Below are 13,718 nucleotides of genomic sequence, written 5' to 3'. Positions count from 1 at the left end.
GTTACTTCACCTCTAATTTAATGTTAGAACATTTAATCGTCTTTTTACGCCCTTCTTCATCTTGAACGTGCTCAAATGTCACCACTTTTTTTGTTTCTGTTCGAGTGACCGTCAGCGTTTCAATTCGTTTTAATGGAAATTGTGCTTCCAGTACATCAAGCAAACAAGTGCTCAGCTGAAATTCAAAGGTTTGTTCACTAATATTTTCGGAACGTTCTTGTTTTAAGCGTTGGATATCGAGTTCTTTCGCTTGCAATAATTCAATCATAATTTCTTTAAAAATTTCAACGGTTGGAATAAGCTGTTGTAATTGAGAGTCATTCAGTTGTCGCTGGATCTCATTTAGTTCAATACTTCCCGTTTTAAAAACAAATGACAGTAAAAGGGTTAGACTATCCCGATAACGCTGAAGTCGTTGCTGCTTTTGTTCAAGGATAAAGGTTTCCATTGATTCTTCTTCAATTGTGGTAAAAAACTCTTCTTCTTTTTTCTTTTTTGAAATCGGGCGTTGTAACTCAATACTTTTATTAAGGTTGTACGTCTTTTCTAATGGTTTCATAAATAACGGGCGTAAGAAATAATCCATAAAATCCAAGGTATGTGGTTGTTTTAATACTTCTTCATAAAGTTCAGTGCGTAAGTTAAATCGTTGAATCATCCCCATTTGCGTCAAACCTTCAAGTTCTTTGGTATACAAACTTTTCAAATCAAAATGTAAGTTTAAAATTCGCTGATGTTCATCAAGGGCTTGATTTAAATAACTTTCAATCGTTTTTAAATGCCCTAAGTTTTCACGTTCATCTTCTGCAAGCTTTTGAATCGTAATATCTTTTTCTTCTAGTTCTTGCATTCGACGTTTAATATTCTCGCGATAGCCTAAAAATTTCTCTTTGGTTTCTTCAATAATGCTTAAATTTTGTTCAACAACTTCTTTATAGTCATCCACTGAATATAGCAAGGCATTTTGACGGATTTTTCGCATGGCTCCCTCAATTTTTTGAAATTGAATGCGCAATAAATTAAAGATATTTTTGACATCATCCACCGCTTTATCGTACGTTGCCTTCTCTAAGTGCAGTTTAAAGATCATCTCTTGAATCGTTAATTGTAAATGACTGTCGACTTCAAGGGTGGATAACATCAGTTCATAGCCTTCATCGGTTAAGTAATACGACGTTCGTTTCAATTCTTGATCGATGTAAACCACTTTGTTTCCGACGAAGCTGATATAAATGGACTCATACTGGCTTTCTTCGTAATTATAACTCTCAAAGTACATCGGACGTCCTTCATTACAAAGGGCTACATCAACAATAAAAATAGCCAGCTCTTTTGCTTGTTCATAGGACAGTGACTTCTGATAAGCTTGCATGTTAAGTTGATCAATGAAATTCGCAATGTCATCCATCGTGCACACCTCTTCTTTGAGTGAGCACTCCATAATATAAAGTAAGACTGAAAACATGAGGTTGACTTGTTCATAAGATTCATCAAACCCATAACTTTTCCATGTCGTTTTGGCTAAACTGTTCTTAAACAAGACCGCATAGGCACCCACTTTTTTCATACGCATTTGAAAGTGTCGTAAAAAATCGTACTGCATGTCCTTCCTCCTAAAAATCTTCCATCGTCAATATTTCTTGTGGAATATAATACTCATTCTCTAAAATGGCTTTCATGGCTGACACCTCATTAAAATAGCTAAAGAAAACGCCTTGTTCGTGACGGTTTTGTTTTTCTTTCGTCTTTGGTAATGGAAGATTGGCTGCTTTTTGAAGCATCGCCTCATATGCTGACACCAATGGCTCACAGTAAAAATGGGCGCATAAACTTTCATAGATAATGATTCCTTCATAATCTAAATCTCCAAAATAGTAAAATCGATTGTCTTGGTGCAATAAATACGGTTCAACGCTCGCGTGAAAATGTTGAAATCCTTTAACGCCCTTTTTACCGCCTCCATAAATTAAGGTACTGATTCGACACCCGAGAATCTCTTTATGCCCCTCAATTAAATATTTACGCAAACTATAAAACGTATCTTTATTTTCAATAATTAAAATATTTTGAGGCGTCTCTTTACAAGCACTAAAATACGCCAGGGGTTCTGCTGTTTCATAAACGTTTAAATCAGTCATTGATAGGCCAACATTTTTTAAAAGTCTGTTTCCTTCTTCTAAGAGAAACTTCTCTTGTTGCCAAATCTGAAAACTGCGTTCATTGATTGCAGTGGGATGTTCTAAATCAGATGATTTCGTTTGAAAAAAAGAACTGAGCTTCAATATGGCTTCACGATCGTTGCTATATTGCGTTAAATGAGTCAGGTAATAATCATTTTTTAGTTTGGGATGAATTAAATAGAGTAACTCCTCACGAAGAGTTGCTTCATTTTCTATCGTGACTTGAATTCGGTAAGTTTTATACAATGCTGGTTTTTTCCCATTACTCCCACTACTTTTGATTGGGATGATGACTCCTGTTTTTAGTGCCTCTTGTATAAAATGATATAACTCTTGATAGTTACCTAGCTTGTAATGTTCCTCAATAGTTGCTAAGTCAATCTTTTTACGAGGATAGTGTTTAAAAAAGTCCATTATATTCACCTCTATTTTTATCTGACAACTTTTACGATAATTATACATGAAATATAAAAAGTAATCCGCTTTTTATCGAATAAAAGTTGAGTGAACTCCGGATTTTATCATTTAAAATAAGGGTACGAACTGAAATATTAGGTGTCATCGGAAATCATTCATCACTGTTATTCTTAAAATTCGATAAATTATTGTAGTCGTGAATTTTTTCTCATGTTAAAATGGATAAGGTATTTCAGATAAGGATGTGTTATTATGAAGCAAATGTCTTCTAAGTATTTAAATTTAAATTTATTATCTGCCATGGCTAACTCTGGTGATGGATATGTTATTTTAATCACTAACTTTGGCCATGTCATGGGACGTTTATATTACGCTGGAGATCAACTAGATGAAACAATGGCAGGAATCATCTCGGCAGCAAAAGATGAAGTGATTAAAAACATGCGTGAAGAGGACGTCGAATTTATCGGTGATGGTAGCATGATTTGTGTCAAAGAGGCTATCGTCACTTATGCAGCGGGACACACACTAAGTTTTGATGAATTAACCCTTCATTGTGATCAAATCGTTGGATTCTCTCCTATTGATCGTGAATCATACGTTGCAAACTTAGAACAAGAATAATTTAAAACACCTCCGAAGAGGTGTTTTTTTTGTTTAACTAAGAACTTTTTCTCCTATAATAAGGTATTCGAGGTGATGAAATTGAATATCTTAGATATCTTACATGCACTTGGCTGGAAAATTATTTCAGCCGATAACTTTAAACAGATTTATGTGATTACTCAAAGCAGTGAACGATTAGCTAGAGCACAAGAAGTGGCTAAAACTTATCAAGTCACCATTGATGAAATGTGCTTTGATGAAACTGGAAACCTCTACATTAGCTTTATGGATAAAAAAACAAAAGAATTCGTAGATAATTATTATCATAATGGAATGGATCCCCATGAACTTTATTAAAGACAGATTTCAAATGATTAACACGAGATTTTAAAAATTGAGAACCGTATAAAAGAAGGCAGTTCATAAAGAGTCAAAAAAAGATCATAAAATCCAGCATGAATCGAATGAACTACCGATTGCATGCCGGATCACGACTAGTCTTGTCAATTTAATTCATCTTGTTTGTTTTCTGTGCCACAATTAAAAAACGATGGCGTGTAAAATCAATATACCCTTGTTGATCAATAACAGCTTGGATGGCTTCTAAACGATCAAAGTATTTTTCCACTGAAAAATCAGGGATTTGCCAACTGATCGCTTTTAAATAATAAACAATGGCTCCCACATCATAAAAACGTGTAAATGAGACATCATCCGTTGCCTTTAAAATCGTTAATCCTGCTTCTTTTAAACGGTTCACAGCACAACGTAAACTCCAATTGGAAAAGTGACTGGGTTCTGCATTTAACCAGATGTTCAACTCACAGTCACTTAAACCACCGACTTGTTGAGTAATGAAGTAACCATCTTCTGATAAAAGACGTGCCACTTCATCTGCGTTAAACGATTCATGCTTATTCATGATGACATCAAACGAATCCTCTTCAAATGGTAAATGATCATCTGATTCAATTGGAACGACAGTTACTCCAAGTGGTGCTAAACGCTCAGCAGCAATCGTTACATTAGGTTCATACCCTTCTGTTGCAAAGGTCACCGCTGGAAGTGGTGCGAATGAACTTAAATATTCACCGCCACCTGTGCCCATATCTAATAATCGGTGACAATTTTCAAGATATGGCTTTAAAACATTTGAAAATTTCCACTTTAAAGGAAACTCTACCATTCGACCACTGTCTTCTAAGTAACTAAAATCCCATCCTGAAAATGGTTGTTGTTCTTCTTTAATTAATGTTTCAAAAAGCCCTTGACTCATACTCACTACCCCTTTACTCCTTTATTTCTAACGATCGTCTTTCCCCAACGAACGTTAGCATTCACTCACCTACTCACTCACGTCATGGTGATAGGACTCTATTTGAAGATCAACGTCTTCAAATTCATCCTTTGCAAAAAAAGAAAGATCAATAAGTTGCTTTAGCTGATTTGAAGTCTTAGAATGACTTCCCTACCTATATGAGCCTTCAAATCATGACGTTCAATGATTATGATACACTGTATCAAGTCCTTGAATACTAGCTTTGCATGACTCCACTGATCGTTATCTAAAAAGCTTTCCATATAACCCACTTGACCATCATTTACGATTAATAACCGATACCGTTTGAATGGTACGTTTAAAATAGGTTTCAGTCATTCAGTTCACTTGTTGCTATGTCAATTCATTTAGGAATAGCGATAGCCATCTGCTTATATAACCTATCATCTTCAACATTTTTACATCAGCTTAAAAAATTAAATGGCCTCGTTCTAAGAATCGATCCCACTCTTTTGAGACGCTAAAGTGTGCCATCTAGATCTAAGATAATTCACTCATCAGCCTAAAGCATTTTAACTTTTCTTTTTTGTTAAATTAAGAATATTATACACTGTTTTTCAAATAAAATGTAAAAATTTTTCAATATTCCCATAAATTACTGTAACGGTTGAATGATGCACTCAGAATCTTTCCAATTATCAGGTGAATAAAGTAAGTAAAAAGTCGTATATAAATCGGAATCTTCAAATAATAAGTAACCTGTGACACTTTCTTGTGGTGCTAAGGTGCCACTCGTTAACTCGGATTGATTATCAATTAATAAAAGACTTGGCATCGTTAAACGACCTTGCTCATTCATTAATTTAAAATCAAAAGCGGTATATTCTTGATTTTCAGCCGAGTGATTTGTCAACTCAACACGAACAGCAACAAATTGATGATGTTCTTTAGCTTGCGTGTATTTAGTTTCTTTTATTAACTCTGTTTCTAAAACTTTGAGTTGTCTGTTATTGAGTTCGTCCACTGACTTCCATTGTTCACTTAATACGACTTCAGATTGTAGCGGTAGGGACTGGTTACTTGTTTCCATTAAATTGATTTCAAGCATTTGTTTTGTAAATAATGAGGGTTCCTGATAATAAAGCTTTAAATCCGTCGCTCCTTTAGGAACTTCAAATAGTAAGGTGCCCGTCACCATTCCTCCGCTAGCTAACTCGGTTATTCCTAATGTTTCTACTTCAGATATTCCCATAGCTGATTTTACCCGATTAGGACTTGAACTACACTCTAACTCAAAATGAAAGGGATAGTACGTCATCGCACGATTACTTGGATTTTTAATACTTAATGAGACTTCAATATATTCAAATCCAGCTTTAGCACTCTGATTCATTCGCCTCACTTCATGAACTTGAATCATCGTTTGTTTTGTCTTGATGATTTCTCCAATTTTGCTAACACTGACTTCTGTTGAGGCTTCTTCATTGGATTCTGCTTCTGTAGCTAGTGGTAAATACGTTAAGGTCAAATAGGATTCGTCAATCGGTTGTAAATAAACTAGGGATAACTCAATTGTTTCTTCTCCCGCGAGATCAATCCTTGTTTCTGTCGTATCCTCAATGGTTGGTGTTAAGACTTCAAGCATCCCTGTTTGTAATTGAAGTTCACGTGTATCAAGTGTATAGGGCTCATTCATTTTATTTGTTACCCTTAAATCTAATTGAACAAACTCATATCCTTCAGGTGCATTATAATTTTCATTACCTAAAGAGGTCTGCTGATTCAGAATATTAATCTCTAAATGATTGGTATAGCCGGTTTCAGCAATTTTATAAATTTTCATTCGATCTCCTGCCTCAATGGGAGAAAAGACAAAAATATTAGACGGTTCTTCCTCAGGATTAAATTCAGTATAAGTCTTGGGTAATGATTCACCGATTTGTGTGATGATGACTAATAAAAGTGTCACACCTCCAAAAAGTGCAAGGACACGTCTTCTAGTTTTAACGGAAGGAATTCCCCATCTAATGATGACTTCAGGGCTAAAAATACCGGTGATGAAACACAAGAAGGAGCAAAGTAGTAAGATTGATTTTATGTCTGGCATATGAATCCTCCATTTCGCCTAGTTAATATGACTTATTATATCGCATGACGGGTGGTAGCATTTGATATTACTCATTCTTCGATAAAAAAATCATTCATTAAACGTCTTTAAATAGAGAGGAAGTTGTCTCAGTCCGTCACATTCTCATTTCTTCTGTCAAAGGAAAACAAAAAAAGAACGGAAGCCCGTTCTATCGATTATTCAGTAATTTAGCAATGAGCGCATCAGTAAACTGTGTCGTTGTCGCTGTTCCACCTAAGTCCTTGGTTAAGTCATGCCCTTGCTCATATACCGCATAAAGGGCGGCCTCAATGCGATTGGCTTCATTTAGAAGGTTTAAATGTCGAAGCATCATGATTGCAGATTGAATCAAAGCTGTTGGATTGGCCTGATTACAGCCGGCAATGCTCGGTGCACTACCATGAACAGCTTCAAAAATGGCAATCTCTTCTCCAATATTTGCGCCCGGAATTAATCCAAGTCCACCTACAAATCCGGCACATAAATCAGATAAAATATCGCCATATAAATTCCCCATCACTAAAACATCTGAGGATTCAGGATGCAAGACTAAATTCATACACATCGCATCTACAATTTGTTCATCATATTCAATGTCAGGATATTGTTCACGAATGTCACGAACACAATCTAAGAATAAACCATCACTTAGTTTCATAATGTTCGCTTTATGAACAGCCGTTACTTTTTCACGTTGTTGTTGATTTGCGAGTGTAAAAGCATACTTCGCGATGCGATCACTTGCTTTTTTCGTGATGACCTTAATACTTTCAGCCGCTACCTCTCCGATTTTATGTTCAATTCCAGCATATAAATCTTCTGTATTTTCACGAACAATAATTAAGTCAACCTCCTCATAACGGGAAGGAACCCCTTTAATACTTTTAACAGGACGTACATTGGCGTATAAATCAAAATATTGTCGTAAGGCTACATTAACACTACGAAATCCTGATCCAATCGGCGTTGTAATAGGTCCTTTGAGCGCGACTTTGTTTTTTTGAATAGAATCTAAGACCCCCTGTGGCAGTGGAGTGTTTTCTTGATCCATCACTTTCGCTCCCGCTTCAACGATTTCAAATTTAATCGGAACCTTGGCAGCTTCAAAGATTTTGACGACAGATTGACTAATTTCTGGTCCAATCCCATCCCCTGGAATTAATGTGACTGTTCTCATTAAGCTTCCTCCCTTTGACGAATTAAATTAATGATCCCACCTGCTAGAATCGCCTCTTTTTCACGAGGACTTAATGGTAAATGAACGGTAAACGTGCTTTGTTTACTCTGATTTGTCACTGTAAGCTGTGTTTGATTCAATTCAATGGCCTCTTTTAAATTTTTGATTGATAATCGATCTCCTTCTTCAATCAAATCATAATCTGAAGACTGTTCAAATTCAAAAGGAAGGATTCCTGAGTTAATTAAATTTGAGCGATGGATGCGTGCAAATGACTTAGCAAAAACAGCTTTGATTCCTAAATACAGTGGAACAAGTGCCGCATGTTCACGTGAGGAACCTTGTCCATAATTTTCTCCTCCAACAATAAAGCCTTGCTTCGCCTGTTTGGCGCGTGAAGAAAAAGTAGAATCAATCGTTTCAAAGCAATGGTTCGATAAATATGGGATGTTTGAGCGATAAGGGAGAAGCTTAGCATTTGATGGCATGATATGATCAGTGGTAATGTTATCTTCTACTTTCAATAACACCGAGGCTTCTAAATCCTTTTTAAGTGCCTCATTTAATGGGAACGATTTAATATTAGGTCCTCGAACGACGTCTTGTTTTAGTTCGTTTGGTAAAATAATACTATTATCTAACACTTCAAACTGATGAGGGAATGAAGGGTGCTCAAACGTTGTTGCTTGCAATGGACTAACTAATGTCCCACTAATTGCGGAATAAGCTGCTGTTTCAGGTGAACATAAATAAACTTGTGCGGATAACGTCCCACATCGTCCATAAAAATTACGGTTAAATGTTCGTAAACTCACGGCATGACTGGCAGGAGCTTGTCCCATTCCAATGCATGGACCGCATCCAGATTCTAAAATTCGCGCCCCACTAGCAATTAAATCTGCCAATGCTCCATTTTGAGCTAACATCGTTAATACTTGTTTTGACCCTGGTGAGATGACCAGACTGACATCTGGATGCACTCTTTTCCCTTTTAAAATAGCAGCGACTTTCATTAAATCAAGATAAGAGCCATTCGTACAAGACCCAATGGCCACTTGATCGACTTTTATGGCTCCTACTTCTTTGACGGTTGAAACGGCATCTGGTGAATGAGGTTTGGCCACAAGTGGCTCTAATTCATCTAAATGAATTTCATAACATTCATCATAATCAGCATCCTCATCTGCAACTAATGGTGTAAAGTCTTGTTCACGTTGTTGAGCCTTTAAAAAGGCGTATGTTTGCTCATCACTTGGGAAAATAGATGTCGTAGCTCCAAGTTCTGCTCCCATATTAGTCATCGTTGCACGTTCCGGAACCGTTAATGTCTTTACCCCTTCTCCACTGTATTCGATAATTTTACCAACGCCACCTTTGACACTTAGCAGACGTAAAACTTCTAAAATAATATCTTTAGATGAGACACCCGTTCTTAGTGCCCCAGTTAGTTTGATTTGAACCATCTTGGGCATCTTTAAATAGTACGGTTGACCTGCCATAGCAAGTGCAACATCTAAACCACCTGCCCCAATGGCTAACATGCCAAGCCCCCCACACGTTGGCGTATGTGAATCACTCCCAATTAACGTTTGTCCAGGTACTCCAAATCGTTCAAGATGAACTTGATGACAGATCCCGTTGCCAGGCTTTGAAAAATAAATCCCATATTTATTAGCGACCGTTTGAATATATTTGTGATCGTCTGCATTTTCAAAACCAACTTGTAACATATTATGATCGATATAGGCAACTGAGCGTTTAGTTTTGATTTGATCAATATTCATGGCTTCTAATTGCAAATAAGCCATTGTTCCTGTTGAGTCCTGTGTTAACGTCTGATCAATGCTGATTGCAATTTCTTCTCCTGCTTTCATCTCTCCATGAAGCAGGTGTTTTTGAATAATTTTTTGTGATAATGTTAATCCCATTATAAAACGCCCCCATTAGATTTTAAAAACTCGACATAATTGGCTAACTCTTCATCTGACATAATTCCAATTCGACCTTGTTCAAATTCCTGATCCACAAATCTTTTTAATCGACAGACGAGTGCTGAGTTTTTATCTACAGCCTCCTCTTCTTTTAACTGATAATAGCTATTCACCCAATGAGCAATTCCAGCTAATCCTGAATGAGCAGAAATCGAGACAAGGGTTGGACGATTTAAAAATTTATCCGTATCAAAAATATTATAAATTTCTTCATTTTTTAAGAGGCCGTCGGCATGAATACCGGCACGAGTCACATTGAAGTTTTTTCCAACAAAAGGAGTATTAGACGCCACTTTATAACCAATTTCATGCTCATAATAAGAAGCAATCTCTGTAATGACAGTAGGATCCATGCCATCTAGTGTTCCTTTCAGCTGGGCATACTCAAACACCATCGCTTCCAGAGGCGTATTTCCAGTTCGTTCTCCAATCCCAAGCATCGTACAATTAACGCCACTAGCTCCATATAACCAAGCATTCGATGAGTTATTAACGGCTTTATAAAAGTCATTATGCCCATGCCACTCAATTTGTTCACTTGGAATTTGAGCATGATGATTAAGTCCAAAAATAATTCCTTGAACCGAGCGTGGTAAAGCCGCTCCTGGATAAGTAACCCCATATCCCATCGTATCGCAAGCTCTCACCTTAATAGGAACACCACTTTCGTTACTTAATGATTTCAGCGCCATAGCGAATGGGACTACGAATCCATAAAAATCAGCACGGGTAATATCTTCGAGGTGACATCTTGGAATGATACCAACTTCTAACGCTTGTTTAACGATGCCTAAATAATGATCAAAAGCTTCTTTACGTGTCATCTTTAATTTTTTAAAAATATGATAATCCGAGCAAGAGACTAAAATACCCGTTTCTTTTAATCCCATCTCATGAACTAATTGAAAATCATCCTTATTCGCACGAATCCATGCTGTGATTTCTGGAAATTCATAATCTAATTCTAAACATCGATAGACGGCTTCTCGATCTTTTTTCGAATATAAGAAAAACTCACTTTGACGAATCTTTCCTTGTGGTCCACCAAGACGATGTAGCATTTCATACAGTGTTACCATTTGATCAACGGTATAGGGTGCGCGTGATTGTTGTCCATCTCTAAATGATGTATCTGTTATAAAGATATCATCTGGCATACGTATAGGAACCCGCGTATGATTAAATGTCACCTTTGGAATTTCATCATACGGATAAACATCGCGATAAAGATTTGGATCTTTAACATCATTTAATAAATAATTAAATTCAATCGCTTCCATTAAATTCGTTCGGTTATTAAATTTAATCATCAAACTCATCCCCCTATCTATGACTGACTTATACCAAAAACACAACTTTTACCAATTAATGGTATTGTAGCATGCTTTATACGAAATATCAGTAACTTTGAAAATTGTTTTACTATCTTTTTAAAATCAAACGTTCCTTTAAACTCATCCTCATTATAAAATGGGATAAAGTAACATAAAAAGCGTTTTTAAAGGTCGGTTTTTATCATTTTTTAGGTTTTCATTATTTACATTGTAAAAATCTTGTGTTAAATTAAATAACGTTCGCCAAAAAGTGTAGCAATGGAGGTCAATATGAGACTACAACAAATGATATTTGCAGCTTTTGCAAGTACTGTTTTACTGATTGGGTGTCATGAGACACCAAACGTGGTTGCATCTTCAGAAGTGACGCCAATCATGAACATACAAAGCCAAATGAACCTTAATGAAACCATCGAACCATTAAGCCTAACTCAAGACATGACATTAATGCAACATGTTAAATATATAAAAGAAGAAATTAAACACGTCGTTTTACAATTTACCCAATCTTTTTCATCAGTTCAGATGAAAACTGTGTTCCAATCATTACAAGACATGATCGATTCACAAATCGCTTTTATGAATGATTCCTCACATTTATTTATGAGATTAATCGAATTTGAGGATTTTTATCCAAGCTCATATAAAGGAATTGAATCATATATAAAAGAAGAACAAATCATTATTCATGGTGAATTAAAACCCTTAAATATATAAAAAAAGGTTAACTCCAATGTCAGAGTTAACCTTTTTTTATGCTCCTTTAATCAACTTCGCAAATGCATGCTTCTCTTGATGGTTTTGAAATAATTTAAACCAAGCACAAATTTCTAATGTGAAATCTAAAAAAGCAATGCTTTGTGCCGTGATAATATGTCTGTCACGTACGAGTCGCTTTTCAATACAATTATCGCGCGGGAATGGATCTTGGATTCCATAGACATATTGGTATTTCGTTGACCACTGCGTTAAAGGTGTTGTATAAGTCGCTTCATCTAAGACACCTGATTTAGCTAACATGATGGTTCCAGCTGTTCCAATCGCTGCTAATAGTTTTCGCTCACCATGATAGCGTTGAATTAATTTAACTAGTGAAGGTTTAATATCAACCTCTCGCCCCCCACATAATATAAGTCCCTCAGTATCTAAATCAACGACTTCCGCAAGGGTACAGTCAGGTTCAAAGTTGAAGCCTGATTGTGCTTTGACGACACGATCCTCATAAGCGACCGTTATAATATCTTTCCCTGCATCTGAATGTAAGACATGACAAATAAACGTAATTTCATAATCTGTCATCCCATCAAATAAAAAAACCAAAACTTTCCCCATATTTAGCCCCCATCTAACTCATCTTGCGTTCAAGTTATTCTCATTTTATTTGAAATTGCCATACCTTGTCAACGCTTTCCCCAGTAATGTTCAATAATAGAACTAAACTGTCCTTAAGTCCGAATGTTCGACGGAAAAAGTTGCTAAGAAACGTGCTTAATAGATTACTCAATCAAAGAAAAAGGATAGCTTTTCTGAGCTATCCGTTCTAAATGATTATTTTTTGCGACCTAATCCCATTTTATGTTCCACTTTTTTTACTTTTTTGAATGCTAGTTTATTCGCTTGTTCTGCCCCACGATCTAATACTTCATCAATAATTGGTGAATTTAATAATTCTTTCATACGATTTTGGATCGGTTCTAATTCAGCCACGACTACTTCAGCTAAATCAGATTTAAATTGTCCGTATCCGCATCCTTCATAGCGAGCCACGATTGAATCAATTGATTCTCCAGTAATCACTGAGTAGATTTCTAATAAGTTTGATAATCCTGGTTTATTTTCACGGTCAAATGCGATAATTCCATCTGAATCCGTCACAGCCGATTTAATTTTTTTACGAATGACATTCGGTTCATCTGTCATTAAAATGAAGTTACGTGGGTTATCATCTGACTTGCTCATTTTCTTTGTCGGTTCTTGTAATGACATAATACGAGCCCCTGTCTTAGCGATTAATGGCTCAGGAATTTTGAAAGTTTCTCCAAAGCGGTTATTGAAACGCTCTGCTAAGTCACGAGTTAACTCTAAATGTTGTTTTTGATCATCTCCAACTGGTACAAAATCAACATCGTATAATAAGATATCAGCTGCCATTAAGACTGGATACATGAATAATCCAACACCGATTCCTTGTCCTTTAGCGGCTTGCTTTTGTGATTTATCTTTAAATTGAGTCATGCGCTCTAATTCACCCATGGATGTGTTACAAGTTAACATCCAAGCTAATTGCGTATGCCCTGGTACTTCTGACTGAACGAAGATCGTTGCTTTTTCTGGATCTAATCCACAAGCTAAATATAATGCAGTTAACTCTTTAATTTTTTTACGTAATTCTAAACGATCTTGTGGGACTGTAATCGCATGTTGATCAACAATGAAAAATAAACATTCATGCTCATCTTGTAATTTCACGAAGTTTTTTAATGCCCCTAAATAATTTCCAATAGTTAATGTTCCTGATGGTTGAATTGCAGATAAAATTCTTGCCATAATTTCGACTCCTTTATTAAGTTTTAATCATCCTTTTATTGTTTATCTAAATAAAAAAA

At 36.0% G+C, this 13,718-nt stretch carries 12 protein-coding genes; 3 read left to right on the top strand and 9 right to left on the bottom strand.

Annotated features, from left to right (window positions below; translation table 11 throughout):
- Nucleotide 1 precedes the first annotated feature (1 nt).
- Together J0J69_RS02125 and J0J69_RS02120 are read right to left on the bottom strand one after the other, a co-directional pair.
- A complete protein-coding gene (locus tag J0J69_RS02125) occupies nucleotides 2-1,603 on the bottom strand; it encodes a hypothetical protein (RefSeq protein WP_055304151.1) in 1,602 nt (533 codons plus the stop codon).
- Between the two features lie 10 nt (nucleotides 1,604-1,613).
- Complete coding sequence (locus J0J69_RS02120) at nucleotides 1,614-2,594, bottom strand: Wadjet anti-phage system protein JetD domain-containing protein (RefSeq protein WP_212725821.1); 981 nt, start codon at nucleotides 2,592-2,594, stop codon at nucleotides 1,614-1,616.
- 255 nt (nucleotides 2,595-2,849) lie between these two features.
- Here J0J69_RS02120 and J0J69_RS02115 point away from each other — a divergent pair, with 255 nt between their 5' ends.
- The gene (locus J0J69_RS02115; protein ID WP_055243969.1) at nucleotides 2,850-3,221 is read left to right on the top strand and encodes a hypothetical protein; all 372 of its coding nucleotides are present in this window, start codon (nucleotides 2,850-2,852) and stop codon (nucleotides 3,219-3,221) included.
- A 72-nt stretch (nucleotides 3,222-3,293) separates the two neighbouring features.
- On the top strand, nucleotides 3,294-3,560 hold the full coding sequence (locus J0J69_RS02110; RefSeq protein WP_370456879.1) for a hypothetical protein: 267 nt from the start codon (nucleotides 3,294-3,296) through the stop codon (nucleotides 3,558-3,560).
- A gap of 151 nt (nucleotides 3,561-3,711) precedes the next feature.
- On the opposite strand, the gene J0J69_RS02105 is transcribed toward J0J69_RS02110, so the two are convergent.
- The 5 genes from J0J69_RS02105 to J0J69_RS02085 form a co-directional block, all read right to left on the bottom strand.
- Nucleotides 3,712-4,479, bottom strand: a complete 768-nt coding sequence (locus tag J0J69_RS02105) for a class I SAM-dependent methyltransferase (protein WP_212725822.1) — start codon at nucleotides 4,477-4,479, stop codon at nucleotides 3,712-3,714.
- Between the two features lie 658 nt (nucleotides 4,480-5,137).
- Nucleotides 5,138-6,589 (bottom strand): DUF4352 domain-containing protein, encoded by a 1,452-nt coding sequence (locus J0J69_RS02100; RefSeq protein WP_212725823.1) that lies wholly within the window; start codon nucleotides 6,587-6,589, stop codon nucleotides 5,138-5,140.
- A gap of 190 nt (nucleotides 6,590-6,779) precedes the next feature.
- Entirely contained in the window at nucleotides 6,780-7,787 is a 1,008-nt protein-coding gene (locus tag J0J69_RS02095; protein WP_212725824.1) for an isocitrate dehydrogenase (NAD(+)), read from the bottom strand.
- Nucleotides 7,787-9,715 carry an aconitate hydratase gene (locus J0J69_RS02090; protein ID WP_212725825.1) on the bottom strand — a complete coding sequence of 643 codons (1,929 nt, stop codon included), beginning with the start codon at nucleotides 9,713-9,715 and terminating at the stop codon, nucleotides 7,787-7,789. The genes J0J69_RS02095 and J0J69_RS02090 overlap by 1 nt, the downstream gene beginning before the upstream one ends.
- A complete protein-coding gene (locus J0J69_RS02085; RefSeq protein ID WP_212725826.1) occupies nucleotides 9,715-11,088 on the bottom strand; it encodes a hydroxymethylglutaryl-CoA lyase-like TIM-barrel protein in 1,374 nt (457 codons plus the stop codon). The genes J0J69_RS02090 and J0J69_RS02085 overlap by 1 nt, the downstream gene beginning before the upstream one ends.
- A 294-nt stretch (nucleotides 11,089-11,382) precedes the next feature.
- On the opposite strand from J0J69_RS02085, the gene J0J69_RS02080 reads away from it, so the two are divergent.
- Complete coding sequence (locus J0J69_RS02080) at nucleotides 11,383-11,829, top strand: hypothetical protein (protein WP_212724965.1); 447 nt, start codon at nucleotides 11,383-11,385, stop codon at nucleotides 11,827-11,829.
- 36 nt (nucleotides 11,830-11,865) lie between these two features.
- On the opposite strand, the gene J0J69_RS02075 is transcribed toward J0J69_RS02080, so the two are convergent.
- Together J0J69_RS02075 and trpS are read right to left on the bottom strand one after the other, a co-directional pair.
- Nucleotides 11,866-12,444, bottom strand: a complete 579-nt coding sequence (locus tag J0J69_RS02075; protein ID WP_055243983.1) for a DJ-1/PfpI family protein — start codon at nucleotides 12,442-12,444, stop codon at nucleotides 11,866-11,868.
- A 216-nt stretch (nucleotides 12,445-12,660) separates the two neighbouring features.
- Complete coding sequence (gene trpS, locus J0J69_RS02070) at nucleotides 12,661-13,659, bottom strand: tryptophan--tRNA ligase (RefSeq protein WP_055243985.1); 999 nt, start codon at nucleotides 13,657-13,659, stop codon at nucleotides 12,661-12,663.
- Between the last annotated feature and the right edge of the window lie 59 nt (nucleotides 13,660-13,718).

The sequence above is a fragment of the Turicibacter bilis genome (genome assembly GCF_024499055.1).
Lineage (GTDB): Bacteria > Bacillota_I > Bacilli_A > MOL361 > Turicibacteraceae > Turicibacter > Turicibacter bilis.
Note: the sequence above shows the minus strand (reverse complement) of the source record. Positions and strands in the feature narration are given on the sequence as shown.